The 25,316-nt window shown below is 61.3% G+C and carries 23 protein-coding genes; 5 read left to right on the top strand and 18 right to left on the bottom strand.

The window, feature by feature from the left end:
- Positions 1 to 46: 46 nt before the first annotated feature.
- Together waaA and QRN33_RS09530 are read right to left on the bottom strand one after the other, a co-directional pair.
- Positions 47 to 1,321 (bottom strand): lipid IV(A) 3-deoxy-D-manno-octulosonic acid transferase, encoded by a 1,275-nt coding sequence (waaA, locus tag QRN33_RS09535; protein ID WP_285408257.1) that lies wholly within the window; start codon positions 1,319 to 1,321, stop codon positions 47 to 49.
- A gap of 11 nt (positions 1,322 to 1,332) precedes the next feature.
- Positions 1,333 to 2,229, bottom strand: a complete 897-nt coding sequence (locus tag QRN33_RS09530; protein ID WP_285408256.1) for a LysR family transcriptional regulator — start codon at positions 2,227 to 2,229, stop codon at positions 1,333 to 1,335.
- A gap of 108 nt (positions 2,230 to 2,337) precedes the next feature.
- On the opposite strand from QRN33_RS09530, the gene QRN33_RS09525 reads away from it, so the two are divergent.
- The 4 genes from QRN33_RS09525 (at position 2,338) to QRN33_RS09510 (ending at position 5,851) form a co-directional block, all read left to right on the top strand.
- The gene (locus QRN33_RS09525; RefSeq protein WP_042607775.1) at positions 2,338 to 2,670 is read left to right on the top strand and encodes a DMT family transporter; all 333 of its coding nucleotides are present in this window, start codon (positions 2,338 to 2,340) and stop codon (positions 2,668 to 2,670) included.
- Positions 2,671 to 2,869: 199 nt separating this feature from the next.
- The gene (locus tag QRN33_RS09520) at positions 2,870 to 4,045 is read left to right on the top strand and encodes an NAD(P)/FAD-dependent oxidoreductase (protein WP_116657173.1); all 1,176 of its coding nucleotides are present in this window, start codon (positions 2,870 to 2,872) and stop codon (positions 4,043 to 4,045) included.
- Positions 4,042 to 4,854 (top strand): aldo/keto reductase, encoded by an 813-nt coding sequence (locus tag QRN33_RS09515; protein ID WP_285408254.1) that lies wholly within the window; start codon positions 4,042 to 4,044, stop codon positions 4,852 to 4,854. Before QRN33_RS09520 ends, QRN33_RS09515 begins: the two co-directional genes overlap by 4 nt.
- A 31-nt stretch (positions 4,855 to 4,885) precedes the next feature.
- Positions 4,886 to 5,851: a hypothetical protein gene (locus QRN33_RS09510; RefSeq protein ID WP_042607772.1), complete on the top strand. Its 966-nt coding sequence runs from the start codon at positions 4,886 to 4,888 to the stop codon at positions 5,849 to 5,851.
- Here the strand turns inward: QRN33_RS09510 and QRN33_RS09505 are convergent.
- The 7 genes from QRN33_RS09505 to msbA all read right to left on the bottom strand — a co-directional run bounded on the left by QRN33_RS09505 (position 5,848) and on the right by msbA (position 14,105).
- Positions 5,848 to 6,648 carry a hypothetical protein gene (locus QRN33_RS09505; RefSeq protein WP_042607771.1) on the bottom strand — a complete coding sequence of 267 codons (801 nt, stop codon included), beginning with the start codon at positions 6,646 to 6,648 and terminating at the stop codon, positions 5,848 to 5,850. The two genes, QRN33_RS09510 and QRN33_RS09505, sit on opposite strands and share 4 nt — an antisense overlap.
- A 57-nt stretch (positions 6,649 to 6,705) precedes the next feature.
- Positions 6,706 to 7,392, bottom strand: coding sequence for a hypothetical protein (locus tag QRN33_RS09500; RefSeq protein WP_064363161.1), 687 nt, complete (start codon positions 7,390 to 7,392; stop codon positions 6,706 to 6,708).
- Entirely contained in the window at positions 7,393 to 8,367 is a 975-nt protein-coding gene (locus QRN33_RS09495) for a glycosyltransferase family protein (RefSeq protein WP_064363163.1), read from the bottom strand.
- A gap of 130 nt (positions 8,368 to 8,497) precedes the next feature.
- Complete coding sequence (gene hldE, locus QRN33_RS09490) at positions 8,498 to 9,919, bottom strand: bifunctional D-glycero-beta-D-manno-heptose-7-phosphate kinase/D-glycero-beta-D-manno-heptose 1-phosphate adenylyltransferase HldE (RefSeq protein ID WP_042607768.1); 1,422 nt, start codon at positions 9,917 to 9,919, stop codon at positions 8,498 to 8,500.
- Positions 9,920 to 9,983: 64 nt separating this feature from the next.
- Entirely contained in the window at positions 9,984 to 11,384 is a 1,401-nt protein-coding gene (locus QRN33_RS09485; protein WP_285408250.1) for a PIG-L deacetylase family protein, read from the bottom strand.
- 4 nt (positions 11,385 to 11,388) lie between these two features.
- The gene (locus tag QRN33_RS09480) at positions 11,389 to 12,285 is read right to left on the bottom strand and encodes a GNAT family N-acetyltransferase (protein ID WP_042607766.1); all 897 of its coding nucleotides are present in this window, start codon (positions 12,283 to 12,285) and stop codon (positions 11,389 to 11,391) included.
- Positions 12,279 to 14,105, bottom strand: a complete 1,827-nt coding sequence (gene msbA / locus QRN33_RS09475) for a lipid A export permease/ATP-binding protein MsbA (protein ID WP_064363171.1) — start codon at positions 14,103 to 14,105, stop codon at positions 12,279 to 12,281. Before msbA ends, QRN33_RS09480 begins: the two co-directional genes overlap by 7 nt.
- 125 nt (positions 14,106 to 14,230) lie before the next feature.
- Here msbA and QRN33_RS09470 point away from each other — a divergent pair, with 125 nt between their 5' ends.
- On the top strand, positions 14,231 to 14,884 hold the full coding sequence (locus tag QRN33_RS09470; protein WP_285408246.1) for a lipopolysaccharide kinase InaA family protein: 654 nt from the start codon (positions 14,231 to 14,233) through the stop codon (positions 14,882 to 14,884).
- A gap of 3 nt (positions 14,885 to 14,887) precedes the next feature.
- Here the strand turns inward: QRN33_RS09470 and QRN33_RS09465 are convergent, their stop codons facing one another.
- From QRN33_RS09465 to waaC, 9 genes are all read right to left on the bottom strand, one after another.
- The gene (locus QRN33_RS09465) at positions 14,888 to 16,324 is read right to left on the bottom strand and encodes a hypothetical protein (RefSeq protein WP_259740534.1); all 1,437 of its coding nucleotides are present in this window, start codon (positions 16,322 to 16,324) and stop codon (positions 14,888 to 14,890) included.
- Between the two features lie 76 nt (positions 16,325 to 16,400).
- Positions 16,401 to 17,309 (bottom strand): glycosyltransferase family 2 protein, encoded by a 909-nt coding sequence (locus QRN33_RS09460; protein WP_285408243.1) that lies wholly within the window; start codon positions 17,307 to 17,309, stop codon positions 16,401 to 16,403.
- A complete protein-coding gene (locus tag QRN33_RS09455; protein WP_116657168.1) occupies positions 17,302 to 19,056 on the bottom strand; it encodes a carbamoyltransferase family protein in 1,755 nt (584 codons plus the stop codon). Before QRN33_RS09455 ends, QRN33_RS09460 begins: the two co-directional genes overlap by 8 nt.
- 336 nt (positions 19,057 to 19,392) lie before the next feature.
- Positions 19,393 to 20,844, bottom strand: a complete 1,452-nt coding sequence (locus QRN33_RS09450; protein WP_285408240.1) for a lipopolysaccharide kinase InaA family protein — start codon at positions 20,842 to 20,844, stop codon at positions 19,393 to 19,395.
- Complete coding sequence (locus tag QRN33_RS09445) at positions 20,844 to 21,596, bottom strand: lipopolysaccharide kinase InaA family protein (RefSeq protein WP_123419866.1); 753 nt, start codon at positions 21,594 to 21,596, stop codon at positions 20,844 to 20,846. Before QRN33_RS09445 ends, QRN33_RS09450 begins: the two co-directional genes overlap by 1 nt.
- On the bottom strand, positions 21,593 to 22,327 hold the full coding sequence (locus QRN33_RS09440) for a lipopolysaccharide kinase InaA family protein (protein WP_252873771.1): 735 nt from the start codon (positions 22,325 to 22,327) through the stop codon (positions 21,593 to 21,595). Before QRN33_RS09440 ends, QRN33_RS09445 begins: the two co-directional genes overlap by 4 nt.
- Positions 22,327 to 23,133: a lipopolysaccharide core heptose(I) kinase RfaP gene (rfaP, locus tag QRN33_RS09435; protein WP_064363185.1), complete on the bottom strand. Its 807-nt coding sequence runs from the start codon at positions 23,131 to 23,133 to the stop codon at positions 22,327 to 22,329. Before rfaP ends, QRN33_RS09440 begins: the two co-directional genes overlap by 1 nt.
- A complete protein-coding gene (locus QRN33_RS09430; RefSeq protein ID WP_042607756.1) occupies positions 23,133 to 24,254 on the bottom strand; it encodes a glycosyltransferase family 4 protein in 1,122 nt (373 codons plus the stop codon). Before QRN33_RS09430 ends, rfaP begins: the two co-directional genes overlap by 1 nt.
- Positions 24,254 to 25,315: a lipopolysaccharide heptosyltransferase I gene (gene waaC, locus QRN33_RS09425; protein ID WP_123419864.1), complete on the bottom strand. Its 1,062-nt coding sequence runs from the start codon at positions 25,313 to 25,315 to the stop codon at positions 24,254 to 24,256. Before waaC ends, QRN33_RS09430 begins: the two co-directional genes overlap by 1 nt.
- Position 25,316 lies beyond the last annotated feature (1 nt).

Below are 25,316 nucleotides of genomic sequence, written 5' to 3'. Positions count from 1 at the left end.
GAATGCATTTCCCTGTAGGAGCTGCCGAAGGCGGCGATCTTTTTGCTTACTTGATCAATCTGCCCAAGCTATCCAGCAGCCGCTGCAACGCACCCTGATTGCGGCGCATCACCGCCAGCCCGACCTCAGCCATACGCTGCGCATCGCGGGGCAATTCGAACAAACGCTGCACTTCAATCGCCAAGCCTTCGGCGTCATCGACTTCGACCAGCGCCCCGGCTTCGCGCATCTGCGCGGCGATATCGAGGAAGTTGAACAGGTGCGGGCCGCTGAGCACCGGTTTTGCCAGCGCGGCAGGTTCGAGCAGGTTGTGCCCGCCGTTCGGGACCAGACTGCCGCCGACAAAGGCGCTGTCGGCCAAGGCATAGAGAAACAGCAATTCGCCCATGGTGTCGCCGAGCAACACGCTCGTCTGCGCATCGACATTTGCCCCGGTCGAACGACGCACCGTGGCGAAGCCTTCGCGCTGGCACAGTTCGAACACCGAGTTGAAGCGCTCCGGATGGCGTGGCACCAGAATCAACAATGCATCGGGATGACTGCTCAGCAAGCGACGATGGGCATCAAGCAGCACCTCGTCTTCGCCTTCGTGGGTGCTGGCGGCGATCCACACCGGGCGGTCCTGTGCCTGCCACTGGCTGCGCAACTCGGCTGCGCGTTGCAGCAGTTGCGGGTCGATGGTCAGGTCGAACTTGATCGAGCCGGTGACTTCGACTGTTTGCGGACGCGCGCCGAGATCACGGAAGCGCTGGGCCTCGGCTTCGGTCTGTATGGCGAACAAACTCATTTCCGCCAGCATCGGCGCCGTGAGTTTGCTGAAGCGGCCATAACCACGCGCCGAACGCTCGGACAAGCGTCCGTTAGCGAGCGCCACCGGTATCCCGCGCTTCGCGCACTGATGAATGTGATTGGGCCACAGCTCGGTTTCCATGATCACTGCAAGCTTGGGCTGCACCCGATCAAGAAATCTTGCCGCTGCGCACGGCAAGTCATACGGCAGATAGCAGTGCTGGATGCGCGGCTCATTGGCGAACAGCGCCTGAATCCGCTCCGAGCCGGTCGGGGTCATGCAGGTCACGGTGATCGGCAGCGCCGGGTAGCGCTGCAGCAAGGCGCGGATCATCGGCGCGGCGGCAATGCTTTCGCCCACCGACACCGCGTGCACCCAGATGCCACCGGGCTGCAGCGTCGGCATACCAAGCGTGAAGCGCTCGCCAATGCGTTTGGCATACGCCGGCGCCTTGCGCGCGCGCAGCCACAGCCGAATCGCCACCAATGGCAGCCCCAGGTAAAACAGCACGGTGTAGAGAGTTCTATTCATGGCGGCGGAGTTTATCGGCTTTTGTCACCGATCGCCCGCAAGTGCACGGCAAAACGTTCCGCCAGCCAACGCGCGGCCGGGCCGAGCGGTTCGTCGCGGCGCCAGACCAGCTCCACCACCAGCGCCGGCGGCGTCCATTCGCTGTCGAGTTCAATCATCTGGCCTTGATACGCCGAATACTGCACAACGTGGCGCGGCAGCCAGGCCCAGCCGAGATCGCGGACCAGCCATTCGGACATCACGTAGAAGCTGTCGGCACGCCACACCTGTGGGCTGGCCGGCTCGTTGCCGGGATAGACGCTGGTCTGCGTCGACATCAGCAGTTGTCGGTGTTGCGCCAGTTGCTGACAGGTCACGTAAGACTGCTGCGCCAGCGGGTGGTTGACGCCGCACACCGTAACCATCTCGACACGACCCAGCACGCGGCGCTCAAGGGCTTCGGGGATTTCATCGTGATAGAACAGCAGGCCGAGGTCGGCGCGACGTTCGACCAGTTTGCGCGCAACTTCGCCTTGGGCGGCGCTGGTCAACTGCACTTCCAGGCTGGGAAACTGCTCGGCCAGCTCGCCGAAACTTTCTACCAGCGCCTGATACGGCATCGCCTCGTCCTGGGCCACACGCAGCTGCGCCTCCTGGCCGCGCAGCATGGCCATGGCGCGGCCATTGAGGCGCTCGCACTGGCGCAACACTTCGCGGGCCTCTTCCAGCAATGCCTCGCCGGCCTCGGTGAGAATCGGCTGGCGGCCACTGCTGCGCTCGAACAGGCTCACGCCTAGATCGTCTTCGAGCATCGCAACGGCGCTGCTGATTGCTGATTGCGCCTTGCGCTGCCGCCGCGCCACGGCGGAAAACGAACGCTGCTCGGCGACGTCGACAAATACCCGCAACTGCTCGAGATTCCATTGCATGCCTGTTTCAACCCATCTTCAGAACAGATAGGTAATGACTTTACCCCATCTGGGCAATCCCTAGAATATCGCCTCAGCAAGCAACGATTTATCTGAGGGATTGAAATCATGAACGCCTACGTCTATCTGGCCATCGCCATCTGCGCCGAAGTGATCGCCACCGTTTCGATGAAAGCGGTCAAAGGCTTCAGCACGCCACTGCCGCTGATTCTGATCATCGTCGGCTACGGGATCGCATTCTGGATGCTGACGCTGGTGGTGCGCACTGTACCGGTGGGCGTTGCCTACGCCGTCTGGGCGGGAATGGGCATCGTCATGGTCAGCGTCGCGGCGCTGTTCATCTACGGGCAGAAGCTCGACGTACCGGCGATGCTGGGGATGGCGCTGATTGTGCTCGGCGTCGTCGTGATCCAGCTGTTTTCCAAGACCGCCGGGCATTAACGACAAACACATCTCCCCTGTAGGAGTGAGCCTGCTCACGATAGCGGTCTGTCATTCAACATTTATGTCGTCTGCTACACCGCCATCGCGAGCAGGCTCACTCCTACAGGTTTCGCGCTCAGCCAGTTGATCATCGACAAATCCGTCCTTTTCCCGAGTCTGTATACTGCGCCCTCGTCTTGAACACTGAGGTCGCTGCATGCCATCCGTTATTTCCACCGACGTTCTGATTGTCGGCGCTGGCGTCGCCGGCCTCTGGCTGAATGCGCGCCTGCGCCGCCAGGGTTTTTCGACCGTGCTGGTGGAAAGCGCCAGCCTCGGTGGCGGGCAGAGCGTGAAGTCCCAGGGCATCATCCACGGCGGTGCCAAGTACGCGCTGCACGGTGCACTGACCGGCGCCTCGGAAGCGATCGCCGACATGCCGCGCCGCTGGCGTGAAGCGCTGGCCGGGACTGGCGAGCTGGATCTGTCCGGTGTGCGCCTGCTATCGGAGGCGCATTACTTGTGGTCGCCGGGCACGCTGGCGGGCAACCTCACCAGTTTCTTCGCCAGCAAAGCCGTGCGTGGCCGGGTCGATCAGGTCAAGGGCGACGACCTGCCGCCGGCCCTGCAAGACAAGCGTTTCAAGGGCAAGGTCTACCGTCTCGCCGAATTGGTGGTCGATGTGCCAAGCCTGATCCAGCGTCTGGCTGATCTCGCCGGTGACGGCCTGCTCGCCGGTCAGGTCATCGAGCCGCTGCTGGAGGCAGGCGTACTGGTCGGCCTGAAAGTCGATGGCCGCGAAATCCGCGCCCAGCGCATTGTCCTCAGCGCTGGCGCCGGCACCGCCCAATTGCTTGAAGCCCTGGGCCTGAGCCGGCCGGCCATGCAACGCCGGCCGCTGCACATGATCCTCGCCAAGGGCCCTGGCCTGAAACCGCTGTACGCCCACTGCCTGGGCGGCGGCAGCAAACCGCGCATCACCGTGACCACGCACCCGGCGGCTGACGGCCAATGGGTCTGGTACATGGGCGGCGATATCGCCGAAAGCGAAGGCGTGGCGCGAGAGCCGGCCGAGCAGATCGCCACCGCGCAAAAGGAAATCGCCCAATTGCTGCCGTGGATCGACCTCAGCACCACGCGGTGGGCGACCCTGCGGGTTGACCGTGCCGAGCCGCTGCAGACCGGTCTGACCCGCCCGGACAACGCGTTCCTCGCCGAGGAAGGTCGTCTGCTCGTCGGTTGGCCGACCAAACTGGCACTGGCGCCGGACTTCGCCGACCGGGTCATCGCTTCGCTGCAACACGACGGCATCCAGCCGCAAGCGACCGAGCCGTTGCCGCCGTTGCCGAAACCGCCGCTCGGCGTGCCCGCCTGGGAGCAACTGCTGCCATGACCATCGCCACTCTGCACCAACTCCATCGTCCGCTGGGCAGCACCGGCCTGACGGTTTCGCCGCTGGGCCTGGGCACGGTCAAACTCGGCCGCGACCAAGGGGTGAAATACCCCAACGGTTTCCAGATTCCCGGCGACGACGAGGCGCGCATGCTGCTGCGCCAGGCGCGCGACCTGGGCATCAACCTGATCGACACTGCGCCGGCCTATGGTCGCAGCGAAGAACGCCTCGGCCCGCTGCTGCGTGGTCAGCGTCAGGACTGGGTGATCGTCAGCAAGGTCGGCGAAGAGTTTGCCGATGGCATGTCACGCCATGACTTCAGCGCTGCGCACACGCGGATGTCGGTCGAGCGCAGCCTGCAACGTCTGGAAACGGATTTTATCGATCTGGTCCTGGTGCACTCCGACGGCAATGACATGGCCATCCTTGAGCACGAAGAGGTGTACGCCACCCTCGCGGCGCTTAAGGCCGAGGGTAAGATTCGCGGCTTGGGTTTTTCCGGCAAAACCGTCGAAGGCGGGTTGAAGGCGCTGGAGCAAGGCGACTGCGCGATGGTCACCTACAATCTGAACGAACAAAACGAAAAGGCAGTCATTGACTATGCTGCTGCCCACGGCAAAGCCATTCTGGTGAAAAAAGCCCTGGCCAGCGGTCATGTCTGTCTGAGTCCGGGAGTCGATCCGGTGCGCGCCAGCTTCGAGTTGCTGTTCGCTCAGCCGGGCGTCGCCAGTGCTATTGTCGGCACGATCAATCCGCTGCACCTCGCCCACAACGCCGCGACCGTTGCCCAGGTCCTGCGTGGTCACTGACGCCGCCCCGCGGCCTTAAGCAGGAGCCGATATGCCGCGCACGCTCATCCGCAAGAACCCGAGCAACTTCAAGACGCTGCCGCTGTTCGTCGAAGCCACGCCCGAGGGCCTGAGCTATCAGAGCGTCGGCATGCCGCTGAATTTCGCCCAGACCCTGCAACGGCGCAAACCGGTCAGCGTTGCCGACAGCGAGCGCTTTGCCCTGGAGCTGGCCAATCTCGGCGTATCCGTGCGCCTGACCCTGCATTGGCAGAACCGCGATTACTGGGTGCTGGTGCGCCAACGTCGGCAGGATCGCGGCGACGTGGTGCTGAAGCTGATTTCCGGTTACGTGCCGGCCCACGAATTGAACATTCCGCTGCATACGGCGATTCAGGAAATTGCTGAAGAATGCCTGCTGGAAACCCCGGAAGGCTGGCTCGGCGGGCGTTTCAACGACACCTGGCTGCCAGCGCCCTACTCCGCTGCGCTGCATTATCGCGAGGCATTGCCGTTTCGCCTGACGCCGCTGTCCGGTTCGGCGCGTCCGGTGCGCTGCGCCAACCTGCAATTGCTGGAGCGACCACGGGCCTACGTGCATCTACCGACGGCGTCGCTGCAATTGATCTACGACTTGCGCCTGGAAGTGCCCAAGGAAGCGAAGTCGCTGAGTCTGTTTCATGTCGATGAACGCCTCGAGGGCGATCAATTGGTCGCGCGGCTCGACCGCAAGCGGCCAGACCTGTATCTGATGCCCCTCAAGGACGGCGCGCCAACTGCGGAGCTGTTCACCCTCAAACGCGACAAGCTGATACCGGCCAGCACCCGCGGCATTCATCTGGCCGAGAGCTTCGCGACGCAACAGGGCTGGGTCGTGCACGACGAGCGCATTCGCTGGAAGGACTGGCTGGTGCAACAGGGCCTGCAACCGGCCAAGGCACCCCGCACCGGCCTCAAGCAGTTGAGCATCAAGGCACTGCGTCTGGTCGGGCTGGGCAGGAAACGCGCAAGCCGCTAGCGGCGGCGATCCCACCAGGTGCGCAACGTCGCGAAGAAGTGAAAGTAACGGTTTTCGCGCTTGCCCATGCCACGCTTGGGTGAGAACGACTCTTCGGCAAATGCCCCGGTGATGCGCACCCGGGAGGCCTGAATCGGCAGTGTGCAGACCTTGGCGCCCGCCTCCAGCAGCGCGTATTTGAGCAAGCGCTCGGAGTGCAGCTTGCGGCCGGTCGCCTTGCAGAAATCGAAGATGCGTTCGATGCGCTTGCCGTAGGCGACATAGGTATCGCGCCCGCATACGGCGAAACGGTCATTCAGACCGCCCCACCATTGCCAGTCGGGGATATAGACGTTGTGCCGCCGCGCCTCGACGTGGTTGAACACGTAGCCTGGCAGCGCGGTGTGGAAGAAATTGTCCGGCCGCACGAACACGACAAAGTCCGGATCGAAGGACTCGATCTCGGTGGTGACGGTGTGCAACGAGTTGAGCTGATAAATCAGGTTGCGCAGCGATGCATAGTCATCGGCCCAGGTATCGCCCAGTGCCTTGACCTGCTCGAAATTCCAACGCTCCAGCACACCGTCGGTCGAGGTAAGCGCGCCGCGCATGGACTCGAAGGGCCGATAGTTGTCGGCCGCCAGCTCGCCCTTCTCGCCGGAGCGCGAATTCTGCACTTCATCGATTTTATACAAGTGATAAAAGCACTGGACGTCGCTGCCCGCAGGCAACTGTGCCAATACGTTCTGTTCGATGGAGGGGAAGCAAATCTGGGAATTCCTCGGAATCCCGAAAAATGCCACGGCAATTTTCAACACTCGATTGCACCTATGAAGAAATGGTTCGGCCCGGCAGGCACGTGACTGCGGCGCCGCTTATTTGCGCTTGAACAGTTTTTGCCACCAGCGCCGGGGTTGCAGCGGCACGACAATCACATCGGACTTCTGCAACCAGTCCCGCTCGTAGTCCCAGGCATGGCCGCCCCACAGCTTCCCCGCCTCGTTGGAGAAGCCCAGGGTCATCAACTGATAGGTGTAACCGACATGCCCGCGCAGCCAGTCGAACAGCACCAGCGTGTTGAAGCCCGTGGACGGCCCGACGTAGCGTTTACCCCCCGGGCGGTCGATCGGGTAATTCCACAGCGGTGGCAACGGGATGCGATCCCAATACATTGCCACGCGCGGCAGTGGACACATCGGCGCCGCGCACCCCACCAGCATGGTGAAGCAACGCTGAGCCGCGCGGTCGAACAGTCGCTGTACGTCCGCATTGCCGGGCAAGCCGAAGAAATAGGCATCGGGCGCGTTGTAGCCGTGCACGAAGAGATTGACGCTCTGCTCGTTGAGCAGCGACGCCTTGATGCAGTGGTTGAAACTGACGACGACATCATCGGCGCCGATGTTCAGCGCCTCGAAGTCGGCTGCGGTAATGGCGGGATTATTGGCGATCAGCACCACTCGGGCGGCGCGACTCAGGCATTCACGCAGTGCATCGGGCAAGGCCTGCAAAACCGACTGGTCGCCACCGGGCAGCGCATCCAGCGCCATGTATTCGTCCGTCATTCAGGCTGGCACCTTCATGCCGTAGCGCAGTTTGACCCAGAACCGGGTGAACGCCGACGGCGGCTGCCATGGGCGCATCTCACGCTGGATGGCTTCGGCGAGTGCCTGGCCGACCCGCGCAAACGAATAGCGACTTTCTGCGAACGCCTGGCCGTTGCTGGCAATGCGTTGTGCCAGTTCGGGGTCGTCCTGCAGCATTTTGATTTTTGCTACCGCCTCGTCTTCGCTGCGGTAGAACACCGTGTTGTGCATGTCTTCGAAACCGAGCAAGCGATCTTCTTCGCCTTGGCTCCAGGCCAGCAGCACACAGCCGCACGCCATGGCCTCGAAGTTCTTGATCATGAATTCGTTCATACCGATATCGGCGCTGACGAAGATCTTGATGCGATTGAGCGTTTCGAGGTATTCGGCGCCTGATTGGGTGCGGGTCACGAGCATGCCGGTGCGCCGCGAGAGCGATTCGAGCATGGCCTTGCGCTCGGCGTACTCGGTGCTTTTCAGGCTGCCGAGGAAGCCGATCGGAATGTCTCGTTCGACACCGGTGTTGTGCAGCATCTGCTCGTCGTAGCCCTTGGAGACGAACAGCGTATCGATGCCTTCGGCGAGCATCTTGCGCGCGACAACAGCGCCGGACACCAAGGCCCGGCAGCTTGGCAAGCGGCTGTACAAACGCGAGTAGACGCCACGGTACTTACTGGCGGGCATGTAGTTCTGATAGGCGTCGTGTTCAAGAAAGACCAGCCCGGGAATGCACTTGAGCACCCGCAGTTGCGGAGCCAGTCGCTTGACCCGGGAGAAAATCACCACGCGGTCAAAGGTCTGGTAGTCGACTGAAGCCAGAAACGCACCCAGGTTCATCTGCTGCTGTTTGCTCAGACGATAGATGAAACACTCATCACAGTTCTGCTGCACGATGTCGTAGAGCCGGTCGAGAATGACCCGCTGTTCGTCCATCACCAGGAGCATGACTTTCATAAATTAATCGACCACGTAATGTAGGCAGGCAAGCGCAGCGGATTCAAACCTGCCAACATCAACGGAAACGGTGAGATCCCCAAGGCAAAATCCGTTCACACGCAGTACACAACGGTAAAGATTCATCTGATCAGCGACTGCGGATTTTTTCGACAATCGCCGTCGTCGAGCTGTTTTCCACCAGTCCCAACACTTTCACGGTGCCACCATACGCGGTGACGATATCCGCGCCGACCACCTGGTCGATGCCGTAATCGCCACCCTTGACCAGCACATCGGGTCTGACCTCGCGCAGCAGATTTTCCGGGGTGCCTTCGGGGAAGCTGATGACCCAGTCGACCGCCCCAAGGCCCGCCAGAACGGCCATGCGTCGGTCGACGCTGTTGATCGGACGGCCCGGCCCTTTCAGGCGACTGACTGAAGCATCATCGTTGACCGCAACGATCAGACGGTCGCCCTGGGCCCGTGCCTGTTCCAGATAGGTCACATGCCCGGCGTGGAGAATGTCGAAGCAGCCATTGGTGAAAACGATTCTTTCGTTATGGGCACGGGCGTCGGCGACGGCCAGCACCAATTGCTCAAGACCGAGCACACCGCGTTCCGAACCCTCTTCACGCTGAATGGCGCGGCGCAGTTCCGGGGCGCTGATGGCGGCCGTACCGAGCTTGCCGACCACGATACCCGCCGCCAGGTTGGCCAGCGCCACGGCATGGGGCAGATCTTCGCCGGCAGCGATCGCGGCGGCGAGGGTCGAGATGACCGTGTCGCCCGCACCGGTCACGTCGAACACTTCCCGCGCACGTGCCGGCAAGTGCAATGCCGCCTGGTCCGGGCGCAACAAGGTCATGCCATGCTCGCCACGGGTGACCAGCAGCGCACCGAGTTCAAGCTCGTGCATCAGCGTCGCGCCCTTGCTGACGAGCTCGTGCTCGTCGACACAACCGCCAACGATGGCTTCGAATTCGCTGAGGTTCGGCGTGATCAGGCTCGCGCCACGATAGATGGAAAAGTCCTTGCCCTTCGGATCGGCCAGCACCGGAATGTTTTTCGCCCGCGCGGCCTGGATCAGCGCCTGATGGTTTTTCAGCGCGCCTTTGCCGTAGTCGGAGAGGACCAGCACCTTGATGCCTTCAAGCAGGTCATCGACCTGCGAACCGAGGGCCAGGGCGTCGGTGGCGAAGGGCTCTTCGAAGTCGATACGCAGCAATTGCTGGTGCCGGCTCATGACCCGCAGCTTGACGATGGTCGGCTGGTGCGCGATGCGCTGGAACAGGGCGCGGACGCCGGCGCCCTTGAGACTGTTGCTCAGGCTGTCGGCGGCCTCGTCATCGCCGGTCACACCGACCAGCGACGCCGGTGCACCCAGCGCGGCAATGTTCAAGGCAACGTTCGCGGCACCGCCCGGACGGTCTTCGATCTGCTCGACCTTGACCACCGGCACCGGCGCCTCAGGGGAAATCCGTGAGGTTCCGCCATGCCAGTAACGGTCGAGCATGACATCGCCGACTACCAAGACAGGGGCTTGATCGAAACGCGGCATGGACAACTTCATGGAGCAACCCACATACAAAATGAACAGGGGCGCGATATTACCACAGGGTAAAGCGCCGTCCGCCTCAATCTGAAAGGTCACGCACCCAGAACAGTTCGTGACGCCGCACGGCCTTGCGGAAAAACTCGTTACTGCCTGTGACCGGCCAGCGGCGTCCGGCAAGCATCTGTTGAATGACGCGACGCAATTGCCGCTTGAATCCGAGCGCGCCCTGCAGGTCATGCTCCATGGCCAGCGCCATGGCCTTGTCCAGTTGCACATCCGCCGACAGCACCGGGCTCCACAAGCGATCAGCCGGCAAGGGCTCGATCGCCGGCGGCAGGGCGATACCGCCACCGGCCGGGCCCATTGGCCAACGATCATTGTCATGCAGATGGTTGGCGTACATCAGCAGGGTCGACGGCTTCCACGCACTGGTTGCGATGGCTTCCAGCAGGGCACGGGTGGAGGCGACGTGATCGCTGTGCGGGTCCAGTTCGGGATGCGGAGTGACGACGACCTCGGGGCGAAAGTGCTCCAGCAATCGCTGTATATCGCCGACCAGATTGTTCCAGGTCGGCGCACCGTCGACATCGCCCGGCAGTGTGAGCGGATTGTGCTGGCGGACAGTGCGCACATCGTTTTCGCCGGATTCGCGCGAGCCGAATGAAGTGTCCGGCTCTTCGGCCATGGCTGGCAATTGCAGGCAGTAATAGCCCAGCTGTACGCATCGACTGGCCGGCACCCCGCCCCACATCGGAATGCTCAGGCTGTCCCAACTGCGTAGCCTGCCCTTCAGCCGAGCTGCCTGAGCCTTGTCCAGACCCAGGCGCTGGAAGTTTTCGGCCTCGATTTCGCCCTGGGTCAGCGTGACGATGCTTGCTTCTTCGCAGCGACTGTAGAGGCCGAACGCAGCCAGTTCGGCATCATCGGCGTGAGGCGCGATGACCATGACCCGTTGCTGCGCGTAATCGGGATTGCTCATGACCCATAACGTACCGGCAGCGCTCAGGGTGCAATGGCGGCCGCGCAACGTCAGGGTATTTTCACCCAGCGCTACGCCCTGCCCGGACAGATTGAGAAAGCGCCGGCCGTTGACGCCCCGCTCGAAGTCCTGGCGATCGTCGCCCAGCTCGACATAAGGATCCAGCCAGCGCCCGAGCCAGGTCGCCTTGACCTCGAGTTCAAGCACCAGCGTTTCTCCCGGCGCCAGCCACTCGCTCAGACGCAGGACACCGGCATCCAGCTTCACGGCCTGCTGCGCAGCATCCTTGGGAAAGTGATATTGATAGTCGTCAGCGGCGCGATAGAACAGATGGTCGGCAAACCACGCCTCATGCGCCACCCAGGCCAACACCAGCAATAACGGCAGCAGCCACCAGCCCAGCAGGAAGCCGGCCGCCAACAGCACGATCAAGAACGCAATCAGGAACAGGCGCTTGCTGCGGCGATGGGCCTTGAGGAGCTGTTGCTTGCGAGCAGTCATGGATTCAGACCTTGTAGACGGGCACCGTGTGACACCAGCGATCCTTGTATTCACGGTCGGCACGGCCGAATGAATAGCGCAGCGTCTTGCCCAGTGCCTGAGCATCCGCCCAGGCCTGCTGGGTGTTGACGAAACTCAATACGCTGCCGGGGCTGAACTCGCGACTTTGCGGATCGACGCCGCCATTGACGTACTCCAGCGACACCCACTGCGGCGCTTCGACCCGGTAGAGAATCTGGATCGCCACCGGTGCCGATTCAAGCATGACCACTGACCCGGTCATGAACTCGCGCAGCAGGGTGAACACTTCGACCAGCCCGGCCTTGCCGGGCACTTCAAAGCCCCAGCGACGCTGAAACAGATCGCCATAGGCGGCAGCCTGCTCCTGTGGCGTCAAGTCGGACATCGGCACCAGCGACCCGCCTGCCTCTTCCAGCAGGCGCTGCTCGCGTCGCTGGTTGTAGCGAAACTTCTTCGAGTAATCCTCGGGCAACCGCGCCAGTGCCAGCCCTTCCGGTTGCGCGCGCAGGGTGCTGATCTGCTCGGCGTTGAGTTGCGAAACGTACGCCATGCGCTGGCGCACCGGGACGACGACGTCTGCGGCAATCGGCAGAATCAGTTCGGCATTGCCCATGTCGAGCAGCCCGCGCTTGCCCTCGCGCTTGAGGACTTCCTTGGACAGCGCGGCGTGCCGGCCCCAGCAAGCAACAGCCGCGACGACGTCACCATCGACGATCCAGCCGAGGTAGTGCAGCTTGATGCCGACAAACGTCGACAGCCGCTCCACCACCTCGGGATGAGTCGCAAAACTGCCGCCGAAGCGCTGCCAGGCTTGGGCGTAAGCGGCCTGATCGATCTCGCTCCAGCCGCGCTCACGCCAGGCGCGAAACGCCGTCAGCATAGGTCGGTCACATGGGTCGGTTGCAGCTCGTCGCCTTCTTCGAATTCCTTGGCGTGCAAGCGGGCGTAATAACCATTCTGTGCCAGGAGCTGGGTATGAGTGCCGCGCTCGACGATCTTGCCTTCGTCCATGACCAGAATCAGATCGGCCTTCTCGATGGTGCTCAAGCGGTGAGCGATCACCAGCGTCGTGCGGTTCTGCACCACATGATCCAGCGCCGCCTGGATATGCCGTTCGGACTCGGTATCGAGGGCCGACGTGGCCTCATCGAGAATCAGCAGCGGCGCATCCTTGAGCAATGCCCGTGCAATGGCGATGCGCTGACGCTGGCCGCCGGACAGCAGCACGCCATTCTCGCCAACCAGCGTCTCGTAGCCCTGCGGCATCTTGATGATGAACTCATCGGCGTAGGCTTCAGTGGCCGCGCGCTTGACCTCGTCGAACGGTGCTCCCGCCAGATCGCCGTAAGCGATGTTATTGGTCACCGTGTCGTTGAATAGCGTGACCTGCTGGGTCACGAGGGCAATCTGCCGACGCAGGCTGCGCAGGGTCAGGTCCTGCACCTGCACGTCATCCAGCAGAATCTGCCCGTGCTCTTTCTCGTGCTGGTAGAAGCGTGGAATCAGGCCGGCCAGGGTGGACTTGCCGCTGCCGGAACGACCGACCAGCGCCACCATTTGCCCGGGCTCGACGACGAAACTGATGTCATCGAGGACTTTTTTCTCGCTGTTCGGATAACTGAAGCTGAGGTTGCGCACTTCGAGGCGACCTTGCAGGCGGTCGCGCTCGACCGTGCCGTGATCGACTTCCGCCGGCTCATCCAGCTGTTCGAAAATACTCTCGGCGCCAGCCACGCCCTTCTGGATCGTCGAGCTGACTTCGGAGAGCTGGCGAATCGGTTTCGGCAGCAGGCCGGCCATGGTGATGTAGGCCACCAGATCACCAGGCGACGCATCACCCCGAAGGTACAGCACCAGAAACATCACCACGGCCATGGCGCTGTACGTCACCAATTGCAGCATCGGCGTATACACCGCGCCGGTCTTGGTCATTGTCAGTTGTTTATCGGTATTGCTCTGGCTGGCGTCGCGAAAGCGGGTCTTCTCATAGGTTTCGCCGCCAAAACTGCGGACCACGCGGTACCCGTGAATGGTCTCGGACGCCACGTGCGTGACATTGCCCATCGATACCTGAATCTTCTTGCTCTGCTTGCGGAATTTCTTGCTGGTGCTGTTCACCATCAGGCCGATGACCGGCAGGATCGCGACCATGACCAAGGTGAGTTTCCAGTTCATCCACAACAGGGTGCAGAACAGGAAGATCACCGTCATGCCTTCGCGGATCACCACCTTGATCGCATCCGTGGCGGCGCCGGTGACCATGGTCACGTTGAACGTGATGCGGGAAATCAGATGACCGGAATTGTTCTTGTCGAAATAACTGTTGGGCAGATCCAGCAGCTTGTTGAACAGCACAACCCGCAGGTCATGCACCAGGCCCAGGGAGACCCGCGCCAGAAAGTAGTTGCCCAGATACGAACCGACGCCTTGCCACACGGCAATCAGCACGATCAACAACGGCACGCTTTCGAGCAGCTGCAACTTGCCGAGATAGGGGTTGCCGGGGAACAGACTGGCCTCTGGATTGGCCAGGCCATCGACGAAATACTTGAGGATGTAGGCAAGCATCGGTTGGGTCGAGGCGAAGATCAGGAAGCCGACGATACTCAGGATGAACAGGCCGGCGTAGGGACGCACGTAAGCCAAAAGGCGGAAATAGATCGCCAGCGTTGACTGGGCTTTCGGTTCAGGACTGCTCATGGGAATCCGCGTAAATCAGTGAGGCGGCGATGATATCACAGGCCCTTTTGCGCCGATAAACATCACCGGGCGCCAGCCTTTGGCCAAGTCGGTTAAGATAGCCGGCTCACGATGGGGAGTCTGGCATGCAATCGATTGATCACAGCACTTACGAGGCAATGCGCAAAGGTGCTCAGGTACTCGAAGCCGACGGTTCCGGCGACAAGGTGCTCAGGTTGGCCGACGGTCGCATGCTCAAACTGTTTCGCCGCAAGCGCTTGCTGAGTTCGGCGCTGTTCTTTCCCTATGCCCAACGCTTTGCCAACAACACCAGAGCGTTGCAGCAGCGCGGCATCCTCTGCCCGGATGTGATCGCCGTTTACCGTATTCCGAGCATTCAACGTGACGGCGTCTATTACGCGCCGCTGGCGGGCGAGACCGTGCGGCAATTGCAGGGCACTCCCGAAGAAACCGACACGTTGCGCGCCCGACTCGGGGCGTTCATTGCGCAACTGCATGAGAGAGGCGTGTACTTTCGATCCTTGCATTTCGGCAACGTGGTGCAGACACCGGACAATCATCTCGGGCTGATCGACATTGCCGACCTGCGTTGCCAGCGACGCGCCCTGAGCGATAGCAAGCGACTGCGCAACTTCGCTCATCTGCTGCGCTACAAGCAAGACCGGCAATGGCTGCTCGGCCAGGACGCCGGCAAAACTTTCCTCGAAGGCTACCGCCAGGCGTTGCCAGGCAATCGTCAGGATGCGCTGATCGAGCGCTTGCGCCTGCTGCTGAGCTGACCTTTAACGGCCGATCACCAGAATTGTCGCGCCCTTGCGATTGGCGAAGCGCTCGATGATGCGCATTTTGTGCGCCATCAGCCACTCGCCAAGCCACGGCTCATCACCTTTTCCTTCAATGAGGAAATAGCGGTACTGACCGGCATGCTCCGGCGACATCGCCTGCTCGCGGGTCAGCGTCGGCAAAACATAACCCCGTCCCGCGTAGTAGCTGATGCGACCGTCTTCGAACCAGGCTGCAGCGTCAGGCTCGACATGCTCGGACAACCAGCGTCCCGCCGCCACGTAATGGGTTTTGCCGGCGCCGGTGGAGATCACGTTTGACAGCATCACCAGCAGCGCTACGACCACCAGCGCCTTGGTCCAGCGTGGAAACTGCCGGGCAAACGCTGCCAATGCCATAGCCAGCGCAGGTACAAACAACAGGTTCAGGAAGCTCAGGTAACGCGTGTTCATGAACTGCAGCTTGATGAAAAACAGAATCAGCACCACCAGATACAACAGCGCAACCCAGGCGAACAGGCGATAGTCGCGCCAGTAATCGCTCAGCACCGACCAGTTGCGGCGCAGTACGAAAGGCGCAGCGAAAGGTCCCGCCAGTTTGACGAAACTGATCGCCATTGCGGCCAGCATGCCAAAAAACACAATGCGCCCAGCTTCGTCCTGCGAATACTTGGTGATCAACGAATTGGCAAATTGTTCTGAAAGTGTCTGAAACGAGGCGTACACGCCTTGCGGCGCAATCATGTCCAGATAGAGCACGAAGCGCGCAGACATCAACACGCCCGAGGCCGCGGCGACCGCAAGCCCCAACACAGGCAGTAACCCCAGCTGCAACAATCGTATGCGCTGGCCAGAGCGCCACAAACCCGGCAACTGCCACAGCGCCAGCGCCGGCAATAACAGCAGAGCTTCCAGTCGAAACAAGGCTGCGGCCACGATCGCCAGATGAATCAGCCCGGCTCTGAGCCAGCCGCCCAGGGCTTGCCAGCGCAACGCCTGCCACAATGTCAGGGTGCAGAAAAACCAGAAGCCGCATTCGCGGATGATGTCATTTCGAAACGCATTGACTGCCGGCATCGCCAGCACGACCAGGCATGCCCAGCCGGCGATCTCGGGAGAGCGGCGGCGCACGCAATCCACCATCAGGGCACTGGTGCCGGCGAAAAACAGGCCGCACCACAGATAGGCACTCAATTCCAGGGGCAGGTGCGTGACGCGATGGGTCAGCGCCAGAAGGAAGGAAAACCAGGGCCAGTCGAAATGCTGCCAGGCGGCATCAGTGCCATGCAAGACCACCTGCTGCGCGATATCGATGTACAAGGCGGCATCGCGCCCGACCGTGGCAGTACCTGACACGGCGACCAGCGAGAGCAGAATGCTTGCCCAGAACGCCACGCTGACCGGTCGTTCACTGATTACCTGAGCGGCCTTGGCCACCCATTTCCTATCCGTACCTTTCACCCAGCCCCCTCAACATCACGCGCCACAGGTACGCAGAAATCAATAATCCGGTTTATCGAAACAGCAGGCGCAGCGCTTTGCGCAAGTACGACCAACGCCCCAGGATGTGCCAGTCGGCCCGTAGCGCTTGCATATAGAAGGTCTTCGCCAGCGCGTACTCACGATGCGAGTAGCAATCCCGGAACAATGACAGGCAACGCTGCGCCAGATAGGCCTGACGCAAATCATGAAACTCTTGGGGCATTCGCCGACTGGAAAAGACCTCGCTGACAACTTGTTCGGTACCCGCCGCAAGACTCTGGTGCAGGTCATGACGCATGCTGTCTGCGTGCTTGTAAATGAGCGCCAGTGGTTGCTGCAGGACGCTGCAAGGGAACCGCGCCAACACCTGCGCGAAGACCGGCAAGTCCTCGACGTTGCGCAACTGTTCCGGATAGTTGCCCGGTGCGAACACCTCGCGATGCATCGCACAGGCGCCGTTGGAGATCGACACGGTTTTATCCAGCAGATAGCCCTTGACCCGCTGCCGCACCGTGGCAGGCAATGGCTTTACAGGCTGCAGGCTGCGTTTGCCCCCGGAGAAAACCGACCAGTGCGCGCCGATGATCATTCTGGTCTCGGGGTTGCTCGCGATATGTCGCGCCAGAGCGGCCAGCGCCCCCGGCGCCATTTCGTCATCAGCGTCGAGAAACACGAGAAAACGCCCGCTGGTTTCCTCGATCCCGCGGTTGCGCACGCAGGAAAGTCCGCCATTGCTTTGTCGTATTGCCCGAAATCGTCCGGCATGCTCGACCAGCAGTCTGTCCAACACTTCAGGCGTCGTGTCTGTAGACCCATCATCGATGACCAGCAGATCCGCTGCGGCCTCGTGCAACTGCGCCAATACCGACTCCACTGCCCGTGGCAGCGATCTGGCGTAGTTGTACGCGGGGATCACGACGCTGATCAGTGTTTCAGTCAAGACCGTTTCCTTGCACGCCTTCTTTGACGACAAGAATATCTTCCATGATCAGATATTGCAGGTCAGAGCCGAAAAACATGTTCAGGGCGTCAGTCGGCGAGCAGATCATCGGTTCGCCCCGACGGTTGAGCGACGTGTTCAGCGATACGCCGTTACCGGTCAGGTCTTCCAGCGCCTTCATCATGTCGTAGTAGCGCGGGTTGTACTCACGCTTGAGCACCTGAGCGCGTGAAGTACCGTCTTCGTGAACGACTTCCGGCACGCGCGTCTTCCACTCCTCGGCCACTTCGAACGTGAAGGTCATGAACGGCGCCGGGTGATCGATCTTGATCATCTGTGGCGCGACGGTGTCGAGCATCGACGGGCAGAAAGGCCTCCAGCGCTCACGGAACTTGATCTGGTGGTTGATGCGGTCAGCCACACCGGGAATGCTCGGGCAACCGATGATCGAACGACCGCCAAGTGCACGCGGGCCGAATTCCATGCGGCCCTGGAACCAGGCCACCGGATTGCCCTCGACCATGATCCTGGCAATCTCTTGCGGCATGTTGTCGAGTTTGCGCCAGGTCGGCTTGTTCTCATGACGGGCGCAGGCGGCAATCACATCTTCGTTGCTGTAAGACGGGCCAAGGTAGACGTGCTCCATCTTCTCCACCGGTACGCCACGAGCGTGGGACACGTAAGCGGCGGCGCCTACGGCCGTACCAGCGTCACCGGATGCCGGCTGGACGAACAGCTCTTTGATGTCGTCGCGGGCGATGATTTTCTGGTTCAGTTTGACGTTCAACGCACAGCCGCCGGCGAAGGCCAGCTTGCCGGTTTCCTTGAGCACATCGCCCAGGTAGTGGTCGATCATCTGCAGCGCCAGCTTCTCGAACAGCGCTTGCATGCTGGCGGCGTAGTGAATGTAAGGCTCGTCGGCGATGTCGCCTTCTCGCTTCGGCCCCAGCCACTCGATCAGCTTCGGAGAAAAGTAGAAGCCTTTGCCCTTCTCTTTATAGCGGCGCAGGCCGATGACGTTGGCGTAGTCGGTATTGATCACCAGCTCGCCATTCTCGAACGAGGCCAGACGCGAGAAATCATATTTGCTGGCATCGCCGTACGGCGCCATGCCCATGACCTTGAATTCGCCGTCGAGCATCTCGAAGCCGAGAAATTCGGTGATCGCACCGTACAGACCACCGAGGGAGTCCGGATCGAAGAATTCCTTGATCTTGTGGATCTTGCCGTTTTCGCCGTAGCCGAAGAAGGTCGTGGCGTATTCGCCCTTGCCGTCGATGCCGAGGATCGCGGTTTTCTCTTTGAAACCCGAGCAGTGGTAGGCGCTGGAGGCGTGAGCCAAGTGATGCTCGACCGGCTCGATCTTGATTTTCTTCGGATCGAAGCCCAGTTGCTCCAGGCACCAGACGATCTTGTTGCGATAGCGCTTGTAGCGACGGTTGCCCATCAGGATCGCATCGAGCGCGCGATCCGGTGCGTACCAGTAGCGCTTGGCGTAGTGCCAGCGGGCTTTGCCGAACAGGCTGATCGGGGCGAAGGGAATCGCCACTACGTCAACGTCGGAAGGTTTGATGCCAGCTTGCTCGAGGCAGAACTTTGCCGATTCGTAGGGCATGCGGTTCTTTGCATGTTTATCGCGTACGAAGCGCTCTTCTTCTGCCGCCGCGACCAGCTTGCCGTCGATGTACAAGGCTGCGGAAGGATCATGGCTAAGGGCGCCGGACAGGCCAAGAATCGTCAATGCCACAGGGGTCTAGCCTCTTTAGTCTGCATGCAGGCGCGATGCGCCTTGAAAATTGATGTGTCCTCGCACAGGGCGAGTGACAGCTAAAGGGCGGGATTATAGCGTAAACGTCACTGAAATTACCCTGTACGAATTGACTCGTGGCGATCGGAGGAAAGAAACCGGGCGCGAGTATTCAAGTACAGCCCGCCCCCGAGCAACCATCCGGTGAAATTAACATCGGAGCCCAGCAGAGCACAGTTGATGGCTTCCACAGAAGTTGTAGGACAAATCGCGGTTTTCTGTCCGCCAACGCAAACGGGCATCTTTCAACGCATTCGCGCCCTTTCGCCAAAGCCTTCAACCAGCGCCGGGGGCTGCCTTCGGCAACCGCTGATCAATCGCCTTGTACAATGCACTGCTTTCAGGCCAGTTGCGCATGAATCGCGCGCGATCACGGGCATAGGCCGGTGCAAAACTGCCGTCGGATCCATGCTGACACATCGAATCCAGATCGATCAGCGCCCAGCGATCCTGCTGCCAGAACAGATTGTGCCCCTTGAAATCGCCATGACTGATGCGCTCGGCGATCAACCGGGTAAACAGTTGATCCAGCGCCTGCAACTCGGCTTCCGGTGCCTGGCCACTCTCCACGTAGGGCGCGAAGCGCTCGATGATGTCCGGCCCAGGCAGATACTCGGTGACCAGATAGGCACTGCGACGCAGCCACAAAAAGCGCTTCTCCAGTACCGCCAGCGGTTTCGGCGTGGCGATGCCAAGAAAGGCCAGACGATTGCCTTCGCGCCACGAGTGCCAGGCCCGGCTCGGGCGCCAGAAGCGTTTGAGCCAATGGGCAAAACCCTTGATGTTGTAGCGCTTGATCACCAGCGTGCGGCCGCCCGCCTCGACTCGGCCGACGCTGGCCGCGCCGCCGGTCTTGTACAGATGCCCCCGATCAAGCAAGGCGTCTGCCTGATCGAGCACCGGTAGCATGGCAGCCTCTTCTTCGCGGCGAATCGCGCGCAAAGCGAATGCGCCGCGGTGAACCGAAAACAAGGTGCAATCGCGGCCGACCTTGATCAGATAATCCCTGAGTCGCCAACTACGGACCTTGTCGATCTGCTTCTGCAATGCCTCCAGCGGCAAGGCATGTTCGCTGTTGCTCAGCAGGTAATACACCAGCAATTCTTCAGTGAAAGGTTCGAGTGACTTGGGCAACTGGGCGAAAAATACCCCGAGGTTTTCCAGCACCTTTTGCCGCGACAACGGCTGCCCCGGCGTTTCGGCACGCACGCCGGCACCATCGATCAGATACAGCTGAGCGCCGTGGCGCAACAGATTGTCCAGGTGCAGATCTTCCTGCCAGAGTCCTTTGCCGTGCAGCCGGCCGATCGCATCCAGCGCTTCGGCCAACACCGCTGTTTGCTCATCAGCCAGCACGGGCAGCGACTCGACTTTCGCCCAGGCATCGCCGAGGCTTTCAGCCTCTTCAAGAAAGTCGAACAGCAGCCAGCCGCCCTCGCCGTCTTTCAGGCCATCGGCCAACAGCAGCGGCGTGGTCATGCTCTGGGCGGCCAGCAACCGCACGCCTTCGAGCTCACGCTGGAAATGCCGGGCGGCTTTGCTGCCCACCAGCAATTTCGCCAGTACCGGCCGGCCACGCCAGACCCCGGCACCGACATAGCGCTGCCCAGGCAACACCCGCAGCAGACTCAGCAATTGCAGATCCGCCGCACCGGCCGCATCCGCCAACGTCACAGTCAGCGGTAAAGAAGGTGTGCGCCCGGCCAGGGCCAGCTCGGACAAGCGCATCAGCGGGCCTCCTTGTGGCTGCGCCGCGCCGTCAGCCGCACCAGCCAACGGTCGAGCAGTGAACTGTCATCCGGCTGATCCAGATAAGCCGCGAGCAATTGCCGCAAGTCTGCCTCGCTCCACTGCGGCGCGCGGCGTTGCAACGGTTCGAGATCCTTGACCCGGTCGCGCATGCCGAACAGCAGCGGCCGGGTTTTCTCCAGATCGATCAGCTGCGCCTCATAGCCGTCGCCGGTGGCACGCAGAAAAATATGCTTGGGATAAAAACAGCCATGCACCTGCCGCACGCCGTGCAGACGCCGCGCCAGCAATCCGCAAGCCTTGAGGATGGCCGAATGTTGCGCGGCGCTGAGTTGCCCCCAGCGTTCGAGCAACGAATCCAGATCGCTCCAGCCATCCAGTGCGCGGGTGAGCAAAATGGCGCGCACTTCTCCGTCGACCTTGCGCTCACCGAAAAACGCCGCCTGCAGCGCCGGAATGCCGAGCTTGCGATAGCGGCTGATATTGCGGAATTCGCGGGCGAAACTCGGCTCGCCAAAGGGCGCATGCAAGGTACGCGTCAGATAGTTGCTCTGACGCTTGAGGTAGTAACCCTGGCCTTCCAGATCCAGGCGAAACACGCTGCTCCAGCCGCCACCGGCAGTGTTGGGCTCATCCACAGCCTCAAGCTGTTTGGCCCACAGCGCATCGAAAGTGCCGAGACCGTGACGCTCCAGCAGCGCACGGTCTTGTTCGGCGAGAAAATCAGTCATTCCCGTCCCTCAAAAAATCTCACCACGTGCCGAATCCGTTTCTTGTCGGCGACATCGAGCCGATCGCACTGGCGGTATTGCTTATAGAAGCGCAGGCGCTGGGTATTGGACAGGTGATATTTGGCCAGCTTGTCGAGACAGGCCAGGTCCTTGGTGATTCGGTACTTGAGCCAGAAGCCGCGCCAGAATTCGCCATTGGGGCAGTCGATCAGAAAAATCCGCGCCTGATCATCGATCAACAGGTTGCGCCATTTCAAGTCGTTATGGGTAAAGCGGTGATCATGCATTGTCCGGGTATAGCCGGCCAGTTGACGACTGACGCCGTCGACCCAGGCGCGATCTTCAAGCTTGGGATCCTTGCGCTCGGCCAGTGCCGAGAGGTCTTCGGTGTTGGGCAACTCACGGGTGATCATCGCGCCACGATCGTAGGCCGCGCCCCGCCGCTCCAGCCCCCAGGCCACCACCTCGGCGGTGGGAATGCCCCACTTGGCGAAGCGTTTGAGGTTCTGCCACTCCATCTTCACCCGCGGCTTGCCGAGGTAGCGGCGCAGGCCCTTACCGGCGCCGACGTAGCGCTTGACGTAGTAATTGACACCGTCGCGCTGCACGCGGATCACCTCCGACAGCGGATCGCGGGTCAGGCGTTCACCCTGCAACGCAAACACCGCTTCGAGGCTGCCGAAATCTTCGGCAAGGTCGCTGTACTGCGGCTCAAGCGTCCAGCCCGCCATCAGAGCGCGTCCCCGTAACGCTGCTTACGCTCGTAGAGCTTGTCGGCCTTGCCTTGCAGCCAGTTCAGCAGCGGCGCTTCCTGCGCCAGAATCTGCCGCAGCGGCTGCTGGAAATAGCCCTTGAGGAAACGCAGTTTGTCGCGGCGGGTCAGGCCGATATCCAGCGCCGAAAAGTACAGCGCCGCCAGGTCCTTGTTGCGCCAGCGTTGAGTGATCTTCGCGCGGGTCTGGGCACGGTGCAGGTCGATCACCGAGAGCTTGAAATCTTCCGGCGTGACCGGCTTGTCGGTGTGCAGCAGGAAGTGGCAGATGTAGCAGTCACGGTGGTTGACCCCGGCGCGGTGCATCATGCCGGTCATCCGCGCGACTTCGGCAATCAGCGCGCGCTTGAGCTTCGGCTCCGGCGGCTGTTTGACCCAGTCGATGCTGTAATCTTCAAGACTGATGGTCGGCGCCAGTTCTTCGGTGACGATAAACGAATGCTGATCCGCCGGATTGCTGCCCTTCTCGCCATAAGCGACGGCGGTCATGGTCGGCACGCCGACCTCCTGCAACCGCTGAATGGCTTTCCACTCTTGCCCGGCGCCAAGCACCGGCAGTTTGGCGGTCAGCAGGTTCTTGAAGATTTCACCCCAGCCGATGCCACGGTGGATCTTGACGAAAAAGCCATGGCCGTCGACTTCGGTGCGCAATGTCCGGCGCGCTTCCAGCTCGCGGTATACCTCGCCCTGCAAGCCTTCGACTGCGGCGAACGGGTCGCGTCCGGCCCAAAGGCTTTTGAACGGTTCAGCCAGCATCAACTTCATTAAGCGTGCTCCGCCAGAATCACATCGGCCGCGTGCTGCGGCATGCTGTAGAGGTCGGCCGTCTCGGCGAAGGCCAGACCGTTGCGGCTCCAGGCCGCACGTGCAGCGTCGTTGCTCAACATCTCGGTCAGGTACTGCGTCAGTTGCGCCTGCTCGAACGGCTCGTCCAGCACTCGCCCGGCATCCGCCTCGGCAATGTAATGGGCGTAACCGCAGACCGCGCTGACCAGCACCGGCAACCCGGCCACCAGCGCTTCAAGCAGCACGGTGCCGGTGTTTTCGTTGTAAGCCGGGTGAATCAACAGATCGGCGCCAAGCAGAAAACGCGGGATATCGCTGCGCCCTTTGAGAAAGGTCACATTGTCGCCCAGGCCCAGCGTCGCACTCTGCATCTGGAACAATTTGGGGTCATCCTGGCCGATTACAAACAGCCGCGTGCGTTTGCGCAATTCGCCAGGCAATCCGGCCAGCGCTTTCAGGCTGCGATCGACACCTTTGGTCTTGAAGCCGGAGCCGATCTGCACCAGCAGCAGTTCGTCGTCCTTGAGATTGAATTCGGCGCGGAACCCGGCGCGGATTTCATCAGCATTCGCTGGACGCCGACGGTCCTGGGCGATGCCCGGCGGCAGCAGGTGGAAGCGTTCGAGTGGGGTGTCGTAATACTTGATGAACAGTGGCTGCTGCACTTCGGAAATCATCAGTACTTCGGTCTTCGCGTCTTTGGCAAACACCGCGCGCTCGTACTCGGCGAAGTGGCGATAGCGGCCCCAGCGGCGGTACAGCGAGTTACGCAGGTTCTGCGCCTTGTCTTCGAAGCAGCCGTCGGCGGCGTAGTAGACGTCCAGGCCCGGCATCTTGTTGAAGCCGATCAAACGATCGACCGGGCGCCTGGCCAGATCCGCTGCCATCCACGCGCTGAGTTTTTCGTTGCGGCGGTGATTGAAGAACGCCTTGACCGGCGCCACCAGCACTTCAAAGCCCGGCGGTACGTCGCCTTCCCAGATCAGCGTGTAGACGCGAATCTGATGACCACGCTTCTGGCATTCGAGGGCTATGCGCATGAAATCGCGCTGCAAGCCACCGAACGGGAAATATTTGTACAGGACGAATGCCAATTGCATCAGCGCAGCTCCTCAGCCATCAACAACGTGCTCAGTCGACTGGCGACACGCTCGGGATTTACACGCGTGAAGCACAAGGGCTGCTCGCGTTTCAGGTCAAACTGACGGGCATCCTGCTCGGTCGGTTGATAAGTACATTTCTTCTGCAGGCAAGGCGCGCACGGGAAGTCGCTGGCCAGATGAATCTGCAATTTGCCGTAAGCGCCGGTCAGGCCCGGGTTGGTCGGGCCGAACAACGAAATGGTCGGCACGTCCAGCGCAGCGGCCAGATGGCCGAGTCCGGTGTCCACCGCCACGCAAGCCTGCGCGCCGGCGAGGACTTTGCCGACGCCGGCCAGATTCAGCTTCGGCAGCACTTCGGCGTGCTTGAAACCGGCAGCGATGCGCTCGGCGCGGGCCTTTTCCTGCGGGTTGCCCCACGGCAGTCTGATGCCGACGCCAAGATAGCCAACCCGCTCGGTCAGTTCGCGCCAATAGAGTTCCGGCCAGTGCTTGGTGTCCCAGGTGGTGCCGTGCAGGAACACCACGTAGGCATTCCTGCGTGGCAACTCGACCAGTCGTTCGACGTTGAGGCCGTAATCGCCGAGGCCTTTGGGCAAGTCGTACCCGAGGGCAATGGCGAACAACTGCCGCAGGCGCTCGACGGCGTGCTGACCACGGGCCACCGCCAGTTTGCGGTCATAAAAACGCGAAGCCATCGGCTCACGGGCCGAACCTTTATCGAGACCGGCCACCGGCGCTTTGACGTAGCGGGTCAGCCAGGCGCTTTTCAGCAGGCCTTGGGCATCGATCACCAGATCGTATTTGTTCGCGCGCACGCTTTGCTTGAAACGTTTCCACTCACCGCTGGTAATGGTCTTCCAGATATTTTTGCGCCAGCGGCGGATCGCCACCGGAATCACTTTGTCGACGGCCGGGTGCCAGGTCGGGATCTCGGCGAAGCCTTCTTCCACCACCCAGTCGAATTTGATTCCGGGAATGGCCCGGGCGGCGTCGGTCAGCGCCGGCAACGCATGAATCACGTCGCCCAGCGATGAAGTCTTGATCAACAGTACCCGCAAC

The organism is Pseudomonas sp. FR229a, from assembly GCF_030209115.1.
In the GTDB taxonomy this organism is placed as follows: Bacteria; Pseudomonadota; Gammaproteobacteria; order Pseudomonadales; family Pseudomonadaceae; genus Aquipseudomonas; species Aquipseudomonas moraviensis_A.
The sequence above is the reverse complement of the archived record's forward strand: the minus strand, read 5'-3'. Positions and strand labels throughout refer to the sequence as shown.